At 67.9% G+C, this 17,469-nt stretch carries 14 protein-coding genes; 5 read left to right on the top strand and 9 right to left on the bottom strand.

Features of this window, described 5'->3' with window-relative positions:
* Window positions 1-10 precede the first annotated feature (10 nt).
* The 5 genes from SK803_RS39855 to SK803_RS39835 form a co-directional block, all read right to left on the bottom strand.
* Window positions 11-496 carry a GNAT family N-acetyltransferase gene (locus SK803_RS39855; protein WP_319971385.1) on the bottom strand — a complete coding sequence of 162 codons (486 nt, stop codon included), beginning with the start codon at window positions 494-496 and terminating at the stop codon, window positions 11-13.
* Window positions 497-554: 58 nt separating this feature from the next.
* Window positions 555-1,361 carry a dioxygenase family protein gene (locus SK803_RS39850; RefSeq protein WP_319971384.1) on the bottom strand — a complete coding sequence of 269 codons (807 nt, stop codon included), beginning with the start codon at window positions 1,359-1,361 and terminating at the stop codon, window positions 555-557.
* Between the two features lie 178 nt (window positions 1,362-1,539).
* The gene (locus tag SK803_RS39845) at window positions 1,540-3,915 is read right to left on the bottom strand and encodes a TIM-barrel domain-containing protein (protein WP_319971383.1); all 2,376 of its coding nucleotides are present in this window, start codon (window positions 3,913-3,915) and stop codon (window positions 1,540-1,542) included.
* Complete coding sequence (locus tag SK803_RS39840) at window positions 3,912-5,309, bottom strand: glycoside hydrolase family 28 protein (protein WP_319971382.1); 1,398 nt, start codon at window positions 5,307-5,309, stop codon at window positions 3,912-3,914. Before SK803_RS39840 ends, SK803_RS39845 begins: the two co-directional genes overlap by 4 nt.
* 11 nt (window positions 5,310-5,320) lie before the next feature.
* Complete coding sequence (locus tag SK803_RS39835) at window positions 5,321-6,745, bottom strand: glycoside hydrolase family 28 protein (protein WP_319971381.1); 1,425 nt, start codon at window positions 6,743-6,745, stop codon at window positions 5,321-5,323.
* A 143-nt stretch (window positions 6,746-6,888) separates the two neighbouring features.
* On the opposite strand from SK803_RS39835, the gene SK803_RS39830 reads away from it, so the two are divergent.
* On the top strand, window positions 6,889-7,884 hold the full coding sequence (locus SK803_RS39830; protein ID WP_319971380.1) for a helix-turn-helix domain-containing protein: 996 nt from the start codon (window positions 6,889-6,891) through the stop codon (window positions 7,882-7,884).
* Here the strand turns inward: SK803_RS39830 and SK803_RS39825 are convergent.
* The 4 genes from SK803_RS39825 to SK803_RS39810 form a co-directional block, all read right to left on the bottom strand.
* Window positions 7,872-11,579, bottom strand: coding sequence for a S8 family peptidase (locus SK803_RS39825; protein ID WP_319971379.1), 3,708 nt, complete (start codon window positions 11,577-11,579; stop codon window positions 7,872-7,874). The two genes, SK803_RS39830 and SK803_RS39825, sit on opposite strands and share 13 nt — an antisense overlap.
* Before the next feature lie 169 nt (window positions 11,580-11,748).
* A complete protein-coding gene (locus SK803_RS39820; protein WP_319971378.1) occupies window positions 11,749-12,384 on the bottom strand; it encodes a lamin tail domain-containing protein in 636 nt (211 codons plus the stop codon).
* A 137-nt stretch (window positions 12,385-12,521) separates the two neighbouring features.
* Complete coding sequence (locus SK803_RS39815) at window positions 12,522-12,971, bottom strand: lamin tail domain-containing protein (protein WP_319971377.1); 450 nt, start codon at window positions 12,969-12,971, stop codon at window positions 12,522-12,524.
* Window positions 12,972-13,201: 230 nt separating this feature from the next.
* Window positions 13,202-13,510: a helix-turn-helix transcriptional regulator gene (locus SK803_RS39810; protein WP_319971376.1), complete on the bottom strand. Its 309-nt coding sequence runs from the start codon at window positions 13,508-13,510 to the stop codon at window positions 13,202-13,204.
* Between the two features lie 255 nt (window positions 13,511-13,765).
* On the opposite strand from SK803_RS39810, the gene SK803_RS39805 reads away from it, so the two are divergent.
* The 4 genes from SK803_RS39805 to SK803_RS39790 form a co-directional block, all read left to right on the top strand.
* Window positions 13,766-14,176: a nuclear transport factor 2 family protein gene (locus tag SK803_RS39805; RefSeq protein WP_319971375.1), complete on the top strand. Its 411-nt coding sequence runs from the start codon at window positions 13,766-13,768 to the stop codon at window positions 14,174-14,176.
* Window positions 14,173-14,790, top strand: a complete 618-nt coding sequence (locus tag SK803_RS39800) for a ScbR family autoregulator-binding transcription factor (protein ID WP_319971374.1) — start codon at window positions 14,173-14,175, stop codon at window positions 14,788-14,790. The genes SK803_RS39805 and SK803_RS39800 overlap by 4 nt, the downstream gene beginning before the upstream one ends.
* A gap of 97 nt (window positions 14,791-14,887) precedes the next feature.
* A complete protein-coding gene (locus SK803_RS39795) occupies window positions 14,888-16,123 on the top strand; it encodes an ATP-grasp domain-containing protein (RefSeq protein WP_319971373.1) in 1,236 nt (411 codons plus the stop codon).
* Between the two features lie 69 nt (window positions 16,124-16,192).
* On the top strand, window positions 16,193-17,469 hold a 1,277-nt coding region (locus SK803_RS39790; protein WP_319971372.1), incomplete at its 3' end, for a serine/threonine-protein kinase.

Here is a 17,469-nt window from a genome sequence, read left to right as displayed (position 1 = left end):
CCGCGTCGAGTCAGGTCCGTCCGGCCGGAGCCCTTCGGCCGGGCGACCGCGGCCTCACGGGCGATACAGGGCGATCGCCGCCTCGTTTGTCACCGACGACGTTCAAGCCGAGCACCGTCATACCCTCACGAGCGATGAGCGCTTCAGCGGCCGTGAGGATGGCGGATCCGTATCCGAGACGTCTGTGTGTAGGGAAGACGTTGATGTCGTACAGCCATGCGGAGCTCGCCGTGCCGGTGACCTGCCCGGGGTCCGGGCCGATCCACGCGTTCCCCACTGCCTCGCCGAGCTCGTTCTCGGCCGTCAGCAGATGGTGGCCGGCCGTGCCGAGGCCGTCGGGGAGGAATCTCGTGGTGCCACTCCGGACCCGCTCCAGCGCGACCTGTTCCGGCATCGTCCTGCTGAGCACACGCACCGACTCGGCTTCACGATGGTCGGTCGCGGACCGGTACTCCGCGATCGTCATCTTCCGCAACGTCACCTGCTGCACGGCCATGGCGCCATCTTCGATCGACCACGTGCGACGACGCCACTCGATTCCGAGCCGGCGCGGCTCAGTCGACGGCGAAGGTCAGCGCGGCGGTGTAGCCGGACTGGACGTTCCCCGACATGGTCGCCATCTGGTGGTCCACCCCGTCGCGGAACACCATGTCCTGCTTCAGGGAGGTCCGCGACATGTTCTGGACGCTCTGCGTGTACCCGGTCGTGCCGTAGACCTCCTTGCACGTCGTCTCGGGCAACGCGAGCTGGGACGTCGTGACCTTGTTGCCCGCGCTGGTGGCCGCTGCCAGCGTCGGGTAGACCTCGAAGTGGATGTGCGGCCAGCGTCCCGAGTACGCGCCGGGGAAGACGCTGACGAACTTCAGTTTCCCGGAGCTGTCGGCCTCCTGGACGCCACGCAGGAAGTTCTCGCTCTTCACGCGGTCCGAGTACATCGAGTAGTCGCCGTTGATGTCGCAGTGCCAGAGGTAGACGGCGGCACCGGCGAACGGCTTGCCGTCGGGGTTCTGGACGGTCAGCTCGATGGTCAGCCGCACGCCCTCGGCCGTGCGGGTCGAGGAACCGAAGCTGGACCGGATGTCCGAGCGCACGATGCCGCTCTGGGTGAGCGCGTTCGGGCCGTTGGAGCCGTCACCGGGGTAGGGACCGGCGGTCTCCTCGGGGATCGCGGCCAGCGGGCTGCCGTCAGCGGTCGTTCCGGCCGAACCGGTGGTGGTCGTGGTCGAGGGGGACGTGGTGGTGGTCGACGGGGCGCAGGCCACGAGCGTGAGGCCTGCGCCGCCGATCAGCGACAACGCCCGCCGGCGCCCGAAGAGCGTGGCGAGGTCGAACTGGAGGCCGCGGTCGTGGTTGTCCGTCATGGGCACCAGATTGCGGCCATTTCCTGTGAAGCGCCTGTGGAAGGCCTGTCTGTGTCTTATTGCCGCTGCTCCGCAGACGGCGGTGAGTTCGTCGAGAAGTCGGTCGTCCGGCCACCGCTTCGGGCCGAATCGCCTCCGGCGGTTGACCCGAAGAGGCGACCGGACGACCGACACGAACTCACAGAGATAGCAGCACGGTGCTGGAGCCATGTCGGGGTAGGAGCTTCAGCACCGTGCCGCCGAACGTGCCGGGCGTTGAGGAGAGTGACGCCCAGCCCGTCGTCTTGGAGCGCAGTTCCTCGACGGTCGAGGCCTCCACGACCTTGCCGTCGATCACCACCCGTTTCACCCCGGCCGGAATCATGAGCTGCGATTCCTGAGGCGCGTCCTTGAGCCGGACCAGGAGGTGCTTGCCGAACGAGTCGGCCTGGAGGTTGCCGAACCTGCCGTCGGCGGTGGGCGACACCAGCCAGCCCGCGCGGTCCTTCCGGTCGAGGTCGTTGACACCCCACGGCTTCGCCCAGATGTCCGGCGTCCGGAAGTTGAACGGCATCGCGGAGGAAGCCCGCAGGTAGAGCGGCGATTCGTCCAAAGTGGTCTCACGTGTGATTGTTCGCCCACCGGCCACCGTCGTACCGCTGTACAGGTCGATCCACTCGCCGGGAGGCAGCCACACGTCCACCGGCGTGGGCTTGCCGGCCGCGCCATCGGCTTCGGCGCGATCGGCTGTCACCGGAGCCGCGAGGAGGTCGGGCCCGACCATGAACTGCTGGTCAGCTTTCCAGGCAGCCTCCTCGCGCGGATACCGGAACGCCATCGGCCGCGTGATCGGCGTGCCGTCGCGAGACGCCCGCACGGCCTGCGCGTAGAGGTACGGGAACAGCTCGTAGTGCAGGACGGCGGCGCGCTTGAACCGGTCGAACGTCGCCGGGTCGTACACCCACGGCGTCGAGTTGCGGCCCGAGCTGCCGACCTGGAACACCGGCGTCACCGCGGACTGCTGCGCCCACCGCACGAACAGCGACTCCGACGGCCCGCCACCGAGGTTGCGGTAGCCGCCGATGTCCGAGCCGTGCACGGGGTGGCCGGAGATCCACGAGTTGATGCCGCGCCGGGTCGTCAGCCGCAGCCCGTCGAAGCTCATGTCCGCGTCGGCCTGCCAGAACCCGCGCAGCAGCGTCGGCATCCCGTCGCCGCCCGCGCGGAACAACGTCGTGTAGTTGTCGCCGTGCACCTTCCGCAGCATCTTCACCACGGATTCCGCGTACAGCAACGGATACTGGTTGTGGATCAGCGTGCCGGGCCCGCCGGCGAACGTCGTCTCCTCGAAGTTGTGCTCCTCGCCGCGGTCGCCCTTGACGAAGTTCACGCCCATCCGGAACACGGCTTCGAGCTTCGCCTCGTAGTGAGCGCGCGCGACCGGGTTCGTGAGGTCGATGTCCCGCACGTTGGTGCGGTCGGACTGGGCGAAAGAGCCCTCGGGGTAGTCGTGCGGGCATTCCTTGCCGTCAGACAGCTTGCTCAGGAACGGCGCCACCCACACACCCAGGTTCACACCACGTGAGCGCATCCAGTCGATCGTGCCCTGTGCGTCCGGATACATCGTCTTGTCGAACTTCAACGCGCCGATGCACGCGTACGTTGGCCGTGCGCCTACCGGACCTTGTTCCCACGGGTTGTCGACCCAGAGCGTGTCCAGCGGGACGCCGCGTGCCTGGAACTGCGTGACGTCCTCGACGATCTCGTCGGAGTGGTTGTACTTGTCCCGCCACTTCGTCAGCGCGAACTGCCTCGCGGGCGGCAGGGTCGGCGTGCCGGCGCGCTGGAAGTACGCCGAGTTGACCTGCGCCGGCGAACCCGCGTGGACCTCGTAGTCGAGCCGTGAAGTCTTGAAGCACAGCTGGATCCGGTCCGGGACGCCGTACGTCACCGGACAGGGAGCGGGCTTGTCCGCGCAGTGGTCGTCGGCGAGAGCGCCGGGGAACGCCGTGCGGCCGATGGCGCGAGTGTCCGCGTAGACGCCGTAGCCCGCGCTGGACATGAAGAACGTCGACGGCGCGCCGTTCTTGTTGCACTTGCCGAACGTCGAGGCGCCGACGAACACCGCCTTGTTCAGCAGCACTCGTCGTTGCAGGTCGACGAACATCGTGTGTGCGCCACCGCCGAGGAAGTGCTCCTCCAACGACCCGGTGAGGTTCGCCGACACCTGCGCGACGCCGGTGGAGGGCTCCAGCGTCCAGCCGACCCGCAGGCCACGAGCGGTTCGCGTCACGACCACGGAAGCGCTCCTGGACGCCTCCGTGGTCGCCACGACGTACCGCACGCCGCCCGGAACCCGTTTCTGGGCAACGACGTTCGTCAACGAGTGCTGCGTGCCGTCCGCGAGCCGGTAGAACGTCTCGCGCTGGCCGGTCAGCGTTCGCCTGCCGTCCTGGAAGTCCAGCGAGAACGGGTTGTTCACGGCTTTCCACGACAGGCCGGAACCGGCCAGCGCGACCGGTGAGCCGGCCGAGAGCCCGGCCGCGACGAGGAGGAGTGCCAGCAGGAACCTCATGCCGGCACCACCCCGTTGATCGTCGTGTTGCGGAACACCAGGTTGTCGGTGTTCTCGATCAGGTTCGGCTGGGTGATCCCGGTGAAGGTGGAGTTCGAGATCAGCACGTTCTTGATGTGGGACTGGGGGAACCCGCGGAACGTCGCCGCGGTCCGGCCGCCGTTGATCCGCATCCGGTCGACGGTCACGTTGTTGATCTGCGGGAAGAAGCCCTTGGTGCCACCGTTCTGGTAGTACATCGACACGTAGAGGATCTCGCGCTCCACGTTCTGGCCGAAGACGTTGCGCAGGTGGACGCCGTCGATCACGCCGCCGCGGTCCTGGTTCGTCTTGATGTAGAGCGCGTGCTTGATCGGGTAGCGGCCGGGAAAGTCCGGCGCGTTGATCTCGCAGTCGCGGCAGAACACCTTCCGCACGCCACCGGACATCTCGCTGCCCACGGTGATCCCGCCCCAGCGGCCGGAGAACTTGCACCGCTCGACCACGATGTGGGTGGACGGGATGCCGACCCGCCGTCCGTCGGCATCCCGTCCGCACTTGATGACGACACAGTCGTCGTTGGTGTTGAACTTCGAGTCGTGCACGTGGGCGTACGAAGAGGAGTCCAGGTCCACGCCGTCGCCCTGGGAGTTCGTCGAGTAGATCTCGATCCGCCGCACGGTGATGTTCCGCGAGAACACGAAGTGCAGCGACCACATCGCCGGGTTCTTGATCAGCACGTCCTCGACGAGGAGATTCTTGCAGCGGAAGAACTGGATCATGTTCGGCCGCATGTTCTTGCCGGGACCCATGACGCGTTGCTCGACGGGCACGCCGTCCTCGCCCCACTGCCGCAGCAACGCGGTGGAGCCCGCGCCCCAGCTCGCCCACTTGCCGCTGGGCGCGTCGCCGTCGATCGTGCCCTTGCCGGTGATCGCGATGTTCTTCTGCTCGAACGCGTAGATGAACGGCTGGTAGTTGTAGCAGAGCGTGCCCTCCCAGCGGGTGAGCACGAGCGGCAGGTAGTCCTCGGGGTCGGTGGAGAACTTGACGGTCGCGCCCTCGCGGACGTGCAGCTCCACATTGGACAGAAGTCTGATGCCGCCGGTGAGGAACGTGCCCGCGGGAACGACGACACGTCCCCCACCGGCTCGGTGGCACGCCGTGATCGCGCGGTGGAACGCCTCGGTGTTCTTGGTGAGGCCGTCACCCTTCGCGCCGTACGCGGTGACGTCGTAGTCCTTCCTTCGGAAACGAGGAGGACAGATGCGCGCCAAGATCAGCGGCACTTCCCACCACGGGTCTTTGCCGAACCCCTGCAGGGACGGGGAGGCTGCCGCCACGCCTGCCGGGAGCAGGAGACCAGCGGCCGTCAGACCGGACACACGCGCGAAATCACGACGTGACAAGGACACAGGGCTTCTCCTCAGACCTTCTTGCCGTTGATGGTGACGTTCGTGAACGTGGTGCCGTCCGCGTTCTTGATCGACGGTTTGGCGGTCGAGACGCCGGTGAACGTGCTGTTGGAGACGGTCACGCCCTTGATGTGCGACTCGGACAGGCCGTCCAGGGTGACGGCTGTCTTCTTGACCCCGTTGACGGTGAAGCCGTCGGCGGTGATGTTCTGCACCTTGGGGTTCACGACCGGGCCGTAGCCGGGACCGGTCAGGCTGTAGTTCAGCGTCACCATGATCGCCTCGCGATCGACGTCGGTGGCCTTGATCCGCCGGGCGTGGACGTTCTCCACGGTGCCGCCGCGCCGCTTGTTCGTCTTGATGTACAGGACGTGGAACGGCTTGTACGACGAACCCTTCTTGACCGTGCAGTCCTGGAAGAACACGTTGCGCACGCCGCCGGACATCTCGCTGCCGACCGTCAGCGCGCCCCAGCGGCCCTCGAACGAGCAGTTCTCGATGACGATGTTCTCGCTCGCGACCCCGACCCGCCGTCCGTCGATGTCGCGGCCGGCCTTGATCGCGATGCCGTCGTCACCGCAGTCGAACCGGCAGCCCGTGATGTGCACGTACTGCGAGGCTTCCGGGTCGCAGCCGTCGACCATGCCGCCGCGGCTGTAGACGAAGATGTTGCGGATCGTCACGTTGGTGCACAGCACCGGATGCACGTTCCACATGGCGGAGTTCCGCAGCCGCACGCCCTCGACGAGGACGTTCCGGCACTCGTAGAGCGTGATCATGTTCGGCTTGAGGTAGTGGCCCATGCCGAACCTGCGGTCCGTCACCGGCCTGTTGTCGACGGCCTGCTTCTGCAGCTGCTCCCAGTCGGGCTGCCGCTTGCCGTCGTAGTCGAACCACGGGCCGGACGGGCCCTGGCCGTCGATCAGGCCGGGACCGGTGATCGCGATGTTCTCGGCCTTGCGGGCGTAGATGAACGACGAGAAGTTCATGCACTCGATGCCCTGCCACCGGGTGTAGACCAGCGGGTAGTCCTTGGGATCGGTGGAGAACTTGATCGTGGCTCCCTCGGAGACGACGAGGTTCACGTTGCTCAGCAAGGTGATCGCGCCGGTGAGGAAGCTGCCCTTCGGCACGACGACCTGGCCGCCGCCCGCCGCGTTGCAGGCTTCGACGGCCTTCTTGAACGCCTCGGTGTTCTTCGTCTTGCCGTCGCCCTTGGCGCCGTAGGCGGTGATGTCGAACTTGGCGGAGGGGAAGGTCGGCGGCACGATCTTGGCGAGGATCGCGGGCACCTGGTCCCACGGCGACTCGGCCATCGGGATCGCCGCGTGCTCTTCCGCCGCCGCCACCGGTGCGTTCAGGAACGAGCCCGACAACATCGTGACACCAGCGGTGGCCCCGGCGACTTTGAGGAAGTCGCGGCGGTTGGTCTCCATCGGCCGTCCTTTCGCGCGCATGCGTTGAAACCACAAGCTGCGGCGGCGGCTCTTGAGAAGGTTGTGTAAACCTTTTCAACCGATGTCTACACCCGTTTCCGGCCCCGCGTCAACGGCTGCCCGAAGTCGGCATACTGGCGTGCGTGCTCGGATTGCGTCCGGCGGAACTCGCGGTTTACGAGACGCTCGTGGACTCGTATCAACTAGGTGTGACGGAGCTTTGTGCTGCGACGGAACTGGCGGAGCGGCTCGTTCGCGCCGCGCTGGGGTCCTTGACCGATCTCGGTTTCGTCCATCAGGCGAACGGGCTGCACACGGCGGTCGCTCCGGACGTGGCGCTGGCGATGTACCTGCTGCGGCGCGAGGACGACCTGCGCAGGGACCGGTTGCTGGCGGGGGAGTTGCAGGTGCGCTACGAACGCGCGGCGGGCGTACGCGCTCCCGCCGACCTCGTGGAGGTGGTGCACGGCGCGGAGGCGATCTCGCGGCGGGTCGACCAGGTGATGCGCACCGCCCGGCACGAGGTGCGGTTCGTGGACAAGCCGCCGTATGCCAAACCTCCGACGTCGTTGCACCCGGTGGAGGAGGAGCTGCTGAACCGCGGTGTCCGGTTCCGCGGGATCTACGAGCGGCGGGCGCTGGAGCTGCACGACCTGCGCGCCGACCTGGAAATGGGGCTGTCGCTGGGGGAGGAGGCACGGGTGGTCGCGGTCGCGCCGACGAAGATGATCCTCGCCGACGCGCACCTGGGACTGATCCCGTTGCACAGCACGGAGACCGCGCTGGAGAGCGCGGTCATCGTGCACCGGTCCGCGTTGCTCGACTCGCTCGGAGCCCTGTTCACCCGGTTCTGGGAGGACGCCGTGCCGCTCGCGCTGCCCGGCGAGCCCGCCTCGAACGAGGTCTCGATCGGGGACGCGCGGCTGCTGGCGTTGCTCGCCACCGGGCTGCCGGATCGCAGCATCGCGAAACAGCTCGGGCTGAGCTACCGCACCTACCAGCGGCGGTTGCACCGGCTGATGGAGGAACTGGGCGCGCAGACCCGTTTTCAGGCGGGTCTGCGCGCCGCGGCCAGGGGCGCGGGATCCCTGCTACCCCCGCCCCAGACTCCGGGCCGGAATCCGGCTCAGCCGGACTGAACCCGGAACGCCTTCTGGATGGTCTGCGTGACCGTGTTCCCGGCGCCGTCCCTGGCGTCGGTGCGCAGCCACACCTCACCGGCGGGCTTGTCGATCGTGACCTGCCAGCCGTCACCGTCCGGCTGGATCTGCGCCGGACGCCACGTCACGCCGTCCGTCGACCACTGCACCTTCACCACGGTGATCGGCGCGCTGTTGGTCGCGTGCACGTGGTACACGAACGGTTTGCCGGCCGGGGCGGAGTTCGTGAGGTCGAGCGGCAGGTCGTGCCGGAGCTGGATGAGCGGCTGGAACTGACAGGCCGGGGCCTGCGCGTGGCAGGAGTAGCCGCGCGGTGGCGGGTTGAGCGAACGCCGGGACTGGAACGTCCAGCTCGTGTCGGTGCGTGGCGCGAGCGTGAACAGCACCGGGTTGACCGCTCCCGCGACGGCTCCTGGCGCGTGGGTCTCGATCGTGTCGAGGCGGTAGGTGGCCGGGTCGGGGGACAACGGGAAGGTCGGGTAGAACGCGAGCGGGTCCTGGTTCGCCGGGATCTCCCGCGTGCCCTGGAAGAGCCTGGCCTTGGTGGTCGTGAAGAACTTGCTGTTCTGGTAAGGGTTCGTGTAGTGGCCGGGGTTGCCGTCCGTCCACTGCAGAGCGGGGACGAACGTGTCTCCGGTGCGGCAGTTCGAGCAGAGCTGCCGCCACGCGTCACCGGCCGCGGGATAGCGCGCCGGGTGGTCGGACTGCAGGTCGATCGCGGTGCTGTGCATCGGGCCCGCGAACCACCGTTCGACGGCGGCCGCCTGGCCCGCCCTGAACACGTTCTCCTGGTACATGGCCATGGCGGCGCGCTGGCCCTTGGCGTCCGTGCCGCTCAGCGTGACCGAGCGCTTCCAGACGATCCGGTCGTCGCCGGGGCCGATGTACTCGGTCCAGGCCTGGGGCGGGGTGAACGTGGTGCCGCGCATGATCTGCGACTGCCACAGCCCGGTCGGGAACGGGTACCAGGTCTTCTGCACGGTCAGGCCGGGTTTGTCGGCGTGGTAGGCGGTCTTGCGCATGACGAGCTTGGAGGGGTCGACCGTGGTGCGGTGGTTGGCGGGGATGCCGTTGGCGTCCAGGAAGCTCAGGTTGAACACGGATTCCGGGCCGCGCTTGATGCTGAGCTTCGTCGTGGTCTGCTTCGCCACGAACTCGCCGTCGGCGTTGCCGATGCTGAGCGAGGGCAGCGCCGTGCTCGCGAGACCGGTCAGCGGGAGTGCGCCGGGTTCATCCACATAGGACAGCAGTGCCTTCTTGCCTTCCTGGGCCGCGATGATCGCGGCGGCGTTGGCGGCCTTCACCATGTTGGCGGGGATGTCCGGCCGGAGTTTGACGACCTTGATGCCGTCGGTCACGTCGCCGGCCCACTTCGCGGACAGGGTCGCGACGTCGCCGTCGGCCTTCAACGTCCGGCCACCGGAGGTCAGTGAGACCGTGGCGGACTGCAGCGTGACGTTGTCCTGCAACGAGATCGCGCCCTCCTTCGCGGCGGCGGCCGGGGTGGCGCGGACCTCCCACGGCGAGGTGCCGAGCACGGCGGAGGTCTCGATGATCAGCGGTTGCTGTTCTCCCGGGAGCACGCGGCGCATGGTGACCGTGCGATCGCGTTGCTCGGCCGGGCCCGGCGGGACGACCTCGACCGGGACCGTCTTGCGGGCGTCGAGCGAGACGTCCGCGGCGCCGCTGACGGTGAGTTCCGGTGCGGCGAGAGCGGACCAGCGGCGGGTGCCGGGGGTGTTCTCGGTCGCCCAGCTCACGGCGGAGTAGCGGCCGCTCGGCACGTTCGCGATGCCCTCGCCGTTCACGACGTCGAAGTAGTAGCTGACCGTGTCGTCGAACGGGTCGTTGAGGTCGTCACCGCCGTTGGAGTCGTCGATGAGCTGGCCGAACGCCGGTGCCGGCGGCTTCCCGGCGGCGTCGCGGACGTGCACTGAGACCGGGAAGGTCCGCGGTGCCTCGTACACGCTGACCGGGGTGCGCAAGGTCGTTCCCGGACCGGTGGCGGTGACGACGCCGCCGTAGACACCGGCCGGGCCGGCCTCGGGGTCGAGGGTGAGGGTGGCGGTGGCCTTCGCACCGGCCGGGATGGTGAGACGGGACGGGGTGAGCCGGAACGCGGTGGTGGGCTTGCCGTCCCAGCCCTTGAAGCCGGCGGTGAGATCCAGGGTCAGCGGGACCGCGGAGTCGTTGGTGTAGCCGAGTTCGCGGGTGAGCGTGCTGTTCGTGCCCCGGTCGTAACGGCCGAAGCTGGCCGCCGCGGTCGCCGTTGCCTTCTGCGTGACGGCACGAGCCACGTCCACTCGCCCCGCACCCTGCTCGTACCAGGGCATCCCCACGTCGGCCGCACTCGTGACGAGCGCGTTCTTCAACGTCTGCGCGGACCAGTCCGGATGCTGCTGAGCGAGGATCGCCGCGGCCCCGGCCACGTGCGGTGTCGCCATCGACGTGCCGGAGGCGGCGGTGTGCAGGTCGTCGACCGGGGCGCCCATCGACGTGCCGGCGGCGCGGGCGGCCACGACCCCGACGCCCGGTGCGTTGATCTCGGGCTTCACCCACGCGTCGCCGATGCGCGGTCCGGTGCTGCTGAACTGCGCCAGCTTGTTCTGCCGGTCCACCGCGCCGACCGTCAACGCGGACGCGGCGGCGCCGGGAGAGGTGACCGAGCGACCGGCCGGGCCGTTGTTGCCCGCCGCCACCACGAACAACGTGCCCGTCTCGGCGGACAGCTGGTCGACCAGGGCGCTCAGCTCGTCGGTGCCGTCCGTGACGTCGCCGCCGAGGCTGAGGTTGACGATCTTCGCGCCGGAGCGGGCCGCCCACTCGATGCCGGCCATGACCTGGGAGGTGTCGCCCTCGCCAGCGCCGTTGAACACCTTGGCGATCACCAGTTTCGCGCCGGGGGCCACGCCTTTGTACTTGCCGCCGGTGCCCGCGATGGTCGCGGCGACGTGCGTGCCGTGACCGTGCAGGTCGGTCGCGTCCGGCTCGTCGGAGAAGTTCTCGACGGCGGTGAGCTTGCCGGCGAGGTCGGGATGCTGGGCGTCGACGCCGGTGTCGACGACGGCGACCGTGACGCCAGCGCCGTCCAGGCCCAGCTTCCAGGCTTCCTGGGCACCGATCTGCTTCGTGGTCTGGTCGAGCGCGACGCGGATCGGGCGGTCGAACGTCAACCGCGTCCCCGATTTCGCGCTCATGTCCAGCGACTGCCAGAACTCCCGCGCCTTGGCCTTCTCCACGTGGATGCCGGAGGCGTTGAGGCTGGCGATCCTGGTGTGGGCCTGGGCGGAGAAGCCACCTGTCATCAGCACCGGGACGGTGGTGGTGCGGTCGTCGGACTGACCGGTGCGGACGAGTTCGGTGACGTTGAAGAGGGTCCGTGCGACGGTGCCGGACGTGACGGCGCCGATCGCGTCCGACGGGTAGACGAACAGACCCTTGGGCGTCGTCATCGTGTGGAAGATCGGTTGCTCGCCGTCCCGCGGCGCGGCGTGGATCTGCGCGAGTTTGCGGCCGTCGTGGCGTTCGGTGTAGTCGACGACGTCACCGGTGATGAGCGTGATCCGGTGGGAAGCCTCGGACGTCTGCGTGGGCGGCGGTGGTGCCGCGGCGGACGCGGGTGGTGCGACGAGCGTGGCCGCGGCGATGACCAATGCCGCCAGGTGTCGAATCACGGCGCCTCCTCCGGTGATCAGGTCATCGCAGGATGAGGGGCCGGAATTCGTTGGGAAACAGGAAGATGCGGCGGTTAGTCGCCGTTGGCGACTTCGCGCCACACAGAGGAGTGCCCTGACCGTCGGGCTCGACGGTCAGGGCACTCGGTGCACCCGCGGTGTGGATCTGTTAGAAGGTGCGTTCCTGCAACGAGAAGTCACGCTGGTTGTTGTTGGTGTCCTGGCTCAGGATGTTGCGCGTGTTGGAGCCGTTCAGCTGCGCGGTCTGCGCGGTTTCCGGAGCAGCGTTCGTGCCTTCCTTCGGCGTGACCGCACCCGCGGAGAACGCGACACCGTCGATCTTGAAAGCGGTCGGCGCGCTGCTGCCGAAGATCGCGACACCACCGAACACCGGAATGCCCTCGGCACCCAGGAAGTTCACCGGCATCACGTGCGGGGTGGAGACCGTGCCGGAGAACTCGGCGCCCGTCAGCACGAGGGTGTCGCCCACGTTGTTCCTGGGCGCCAGCACGATCTGGGAGCCGGTCGTGTCGACCAGCGGGATCGTCTGGATGACCTGGTTCTGCTGGTTGTAGATCTTGAGCACCCAGTTGGTGAGGTCGAGCTGCTGGTCCGTGGTGTTGACGATCTCGATCGCCTCGTCGAGCGGGCCGTTCGCGCCCATCGTCGAGACCTCGTTGATGAGTACCGCCGGCACTGCCAGGAGCTCGGGGCTCTGCGGTTCCTCCGCCGCGGTCGCCATTCCGGCGAACGCGATCGTGCTCGCAAATGCGAGAGCGGTGGCACCGCTCAGCAGTCGACGCATTGTTCCTGTCCCTTCGAGAGATTGCTCGGGAATTTCTCGCAGGCGGCACCTGGGCCTTCGGGGTTGGCCCTGTCTTGCCGCCGGGACTGACTTTGCTCCCGTTTGGCGCATCATCGTAAGGGGCCACTCAATGTTGATTATGGATTGATTTCTCCTGGAGAAGGAATGCGGCACGTGAAGTCGGAGGAGTTGTGATCGGTGTCGCTGGAGGCGCTGTCGCGGCCGAGTGACGAGTCCTGGCCAGAATGTGGACAGGGCGCTGCCGGGGCGTCTTCGCGGCACGGTGATGAGGAGGTCAGCCCCACGCTGTCGGTGTGCGCGCCGTGCCGGTTTCGAGCGATTACGCCGGAACCGTCCACGGTGTCCACAACCAGTCCGGCGGGCACAGTTCCGCTGAACGCGCTGCCCACTATCAGGAAGTATTCACCCGGAGGCACCACGGTGTTCGGGGGGATGGTGGCCAGGATTCGTGGCGTGCGGCCGGAGCAGGCCTGAACGGACCATCCTCCGACGTCTGCGTAGGTGGTCCCGGTGTTGCGCAACTCGACGAATCCGCTCGAACCGAGCGCGATCTCGTTCACTTTCACCGGAGAGACCCCCGGTGAGCTGCCGAACGCGGCACCGGCGAGGAGCAGACACGTTGCGACGGTGTTTCCTGAGGGTGTCACGATCGCAGTCTGGCCTGCTCGCACCGGCCGCTACAGGGGGCCAAAGGCCTTGCCTGCCTGGGACTTGCGTCGACGAACGGTGGCTGCGGGGTCTGGGCGGCGCACCGTTGCACGACGGGGGGCAGGTCAGGCGACCTGCCCGCGCTCCGCTAACCGTAGTGGTCTTCCTTGCTTCCCCGGCGCGTCTCGCGTGCGACGATCGCCGCTTTGTCCACCTCGGCGTGCGGCACGTCGAGCGCCGTGCTGAGGAAGGCGCGCCAGTAGGGGCCGGGAATGCGTTTGCCGCGTTCCCATCTCGACACTTCTTCACGGGTGACGCTGTCGTTTTGTGAGATCTCGCACAACAGGTCCGCAAGTTCGCGCTGAGTGAGGCCCTGCTCCCTCCTCGCCTGCGGAATCAGCGCGGTAATGGGCGGCACATCCTGGTGCTCGTGGGCTGGTTGGACTGCCTTGAGCACGGTTCTGCTCCGTTTCGGTGTGATGGGGTAGGTATGCCGACTACCCTGCCGCAAAGTCTGGATCATGTGTCGGTGCAATGCGGTGATACCGACGGTCGTTGAAAGTTCGCGTACCGACGGAATCGTTCGATCGGATGTTTGGGGGAAACGGAGCTGGTCCAATGGGGTGTGCGTTCTCACATTGTGCGCGGCTGGCTAGTGTGAGCAAGCCGTGATCGTTGCGACAGCAATGACCGGGATGAGAAGGTGGCGAAAATGCTCTCGACGGTCGAAGTGGTGCAGGTGTTCCTCGCGAGACTCGCGGCGCAGGACGCACCGGGCATCGCGCGGTTGTGCGCGCCGGCCGTCGAATGGGAGGCGCCCGACCCGAACGGCGCCAGATGGTCGACCGGCACGCGTACCCGTCGTGAGGTCGAGTCCCAGTTCCTGACCCTGTTCGCCACGTTCGGCCTGGAGCGGCTCGCGGTGCGCCAGGTGATCGTCGACGGAGGAGATGCCGCCGTGGTCGGCTCGGCTCGCTGGCGGGTGCTCGTCACCGGAAAACGCGTGGACCTGCGCTTCGCCGCGGTGCTCTCGGTGCACCTCGGCGAGATCGAGCAGTACTGGCAGATGCCGGACACACTGGCCGCCGCCGTCGCGACCGGCGTCGCGCGGACAGAGGCATGAGCGTCAAACGCGAACAATCGACGCGCACGAGGGCCAAGCTCCTGCTGGCCGCCGCGGAGGTGTTCGACCGCGACGGGTTCGCGGGATCCACTCTCACCGCTGTGTGTGCGCGGGCCGATGTGTCGAAAGGCGCGTTGTATTGCCATTTTCGCTCTAAAGAAGCGCTCGGTGTCGCGATCGTCGAGGAACAGTCCCTTCTGTGGCACCGGTTGCGCGACGAACAGCTCGCGGTGGAGCAGTCGCCGATCCAGGCGCTGATCGCGATGTCGTTCGAGTTCGTCCGCAGGCTGGAGACCGACCTCACCGTGCGGGTGAGCGCGAAGCTGTTGCGGGAGGCGGTGTTCTTCGACGTCGTAGCCGCCGCGCAGGTGGTCGGCTGGGTCGCGGTCGTGCGCGAGCTGCTCTCGCTGGCCAGGGAACGCGGTGAGTTGCGGGCCGAGGTGAACGTGCGGCACGCGGCCGAGCAGATCGTCGCGGAGCTGCTCGGGCTGCAGTTCGTGGCCCAGGCCCTGACCGGTGGAACCGACCTGCGCACCCGGCTCGCGCGGGTGTGGCGGGCGTCTTCTGGCTGTTTGGTGACAGCTCCTGCCTACGAGAAGTTGCGTTTCGAGTGACGGTCGTCTCGGCCCAATCGAGACAGGAATGCCTGGTCACACCGCTGCTGTTGTGCTCCTCGTTCGGTAGACGTCTTTACGATCCTGAGGAGCAGTGGTGGCGGACAGCATCGTCGTGGTGGATCCCTACTCGGCCGGCAAGGGCATCGCGCCCGCGTTCGCCGAGCGCGGCGTCGAGGCGATCGCGGTCCTGACCACCCCGGAGCCGCCCGCGGGACTCGCGAAGACGTGGATTCCCGACGACTACCGCGAGGTCCACGTCCTGTCGGACCTGGACGAGCTCGCGGCGAAGCTCGCCGCGCACGCCCCGATCGCCGTCGTGCCGGGGACCGAGACCGGCGTCGAGACGGCAGAGGCGTTGTCCGAGCTGATCGTGCCGGGCCGGTCGAACGTGCTGACCCTGTCGTCCGCGCGGCGGGACAAGTGGCAGATGGCCGTGGCGCTGCGGTCCGCTGACGTGCCACACCTGCGGCAGATCAGCTCGGACTGCGCCGACGAGGTGGCCGGGTGGTTGCGCCGCGAGGGGCTGGAGAACTCGTCGATCGTGCTGAAGCCGCAGGAGAGCGGCGGTACCGACGACGTGTTCGTGGCGCGGCCGGGTGACGACTGGCGGGCCAAGTTCAACCGGATTCTAGGAAGCGTTAACAAGCTGAACATCCGCAACGACAAGGTGCTCGTGCAGGAACTCGCGGTCGGCACCGAGTACGAGGTGGACACCTACTCGATCGACGGTCGGCACGGCCTGGCCGCCGTGTGGCGGTACGCCAAGGAGTGCCGCGGCGACCGGCTCGGCATCTACCTGTCCAACACGTTCGTCGCGGCGGACGACCCGGTGGTCGACGTGCTGTTCGAGTACGTCTGCCAGGTCCTCGACGCGACCGGCGTGCGCAACGGTCCCGCGCACGTGGAGGTCATGATCACCGCCGACGGCCCGCGGCTGATCGAGATCGGCGCGCGGCTGGCCGGTGCCGAGCAGCAGGAACTTTCGATGCTCGGCGCACGAGAAAGCCAAATAACGCGGATGGTGCGTCATCGCGTGGACGGTGACACGTCTGTAGGTAGGTACGAGCAACATCAGCACGTGAAGTCGGTGTACCTGTCGTCGCCCGCCGCCGGAGAGCTCGCCAACGCCGTGCGGTTCGACGAGCTTTCCTCACTTTTGCCGAGTTACCACAGTGATGTGCTCCCGTACCGGGAAGGTTCGACGGTTCCGCGTACCGATGACCTGTGGACGTCGTTGGGGTACGTGGTGCTGGCGACGATCGACCTTGAGCAGCTGGAACGCGATGAGGTGCTGGTGCGGGAGATCGAAGCGGGACTGATCGTAGTTTGATCTTCAGGTTGGCCGGGTAGCCGGAATTCCACGCGACCCGTTAGGTTGCTTTGCAACGAGCGGAGGCCCATGAGCGAACCTTGGGACGGTGACCTGACCGGCGCGGTGATCGATGATCGCTACGTGGTCGGCTCGCTGCTCGGGTCCGGTGGCATGGCAGAGGTCTATCGCGCGTACGACCGCTCGACCACGTCCTCGGTCGCCATCAAGATCTTCGCGGGCCCCGGCCTCCCCGACGACGAACTGCGGTTGCAGCGCGAGGCGACCATGCTGTCGTCGCTGGAATGCCCCGGCATCATCCCGGTGTACGCGTCCGGCACGTTGTCGCGCCGCCCGTACTTCGTGATGCGCGAGATCACCGGCGGTACCCTGCGCCAGCGCATGCGCGAGCCGCTGCCGCCCCGGTTCGTGGCGCGGTTCGGCAGCCAGATCGCGTCGGTGCTGGACCACGTGCACTCGCTCGGCGTGGTGCACCGCGACATCAAGCCGTCGAACATCCTGCTCGACGACGAGGAGAAGCAGGCCTACCTGGCGGACTTCGGTCTCGCGCTGGTCGCCGAGGTGACGCGGGTGACGACGTCCGGGGTCCTGGTGGGGACCGCGGGATACCTGTCACCGGAACAGGTTCGCGGTGGTGACGTCGGACCGGCCGCGGACGTGTACACGCTGGGCCTGGTGCTGCTCGAGTGCCTGACCGGGCGGGTCGAGTACCCCGGTGGTGACGCCGAGGCCGCGCTGGCCCGGCTGGCGCGGGCGCCGCGGATTCCGATCGACCTGCCGTTGGCCTGGGTGTCGTTGCTGTCCGCGATGACCGAGATGGATCCAACGCGGCGGCCCACCGCCGCACAGTGCGCCCGGTCGCTCTCGGCTGCTTTCGAGGCCAGCCGCGGGTTGCCCGCGTTGCTGCCGGACGCGGCGGTGTCGGCTCCGGCCGCGGTCTCGGCCTCGGTTTCGCCTGAGGTGCCTCGGCAGTGGCGGGGCAAGCGGTTGGCGATCTCCGCCGCCTGCGCGGCGGCCGCGACGGCGGTGGCGGTCGCGGTGGCGAACTTCGGCGGGGGCGGGAGCGAGGCGCCGGCCGCCGACCAGACCGTGATCCAGGACCCGCGGACTCAGGTCGTGACGGTGACGCCTTCCACAGTGACCGTCGTGCAGACGACGGACGGGCCCGGGGCACCGCAGCCAGGAGGTCCGGTGCCGGGCACGGTGGCGCCCACCTCGTCGCCGGCGGGCACGGAGGGCGGTGTCGTGGCACCGACCGGGGAGTCGGCCAAGCCCAGTGAGGACAGGCAGAAGGGCAAGAAGAAGGACCGCACGGGGTCGTCGGTCCCGACTCCCACCTCGCTTCC

Source organism: Lentzea miocenica (assembly GCF_033949945.1).
Lineage (GTDB): Bacteria > Actinomycetota > Actinomycetes > Mycobacteriales > Pseudonocardiaceae > Lentzea > Lentzea miocenica.
Note: the sequence above shows the minus strand (reverse complement) of the source record. Positions and strands in the feature narration are given on the sequence as shown.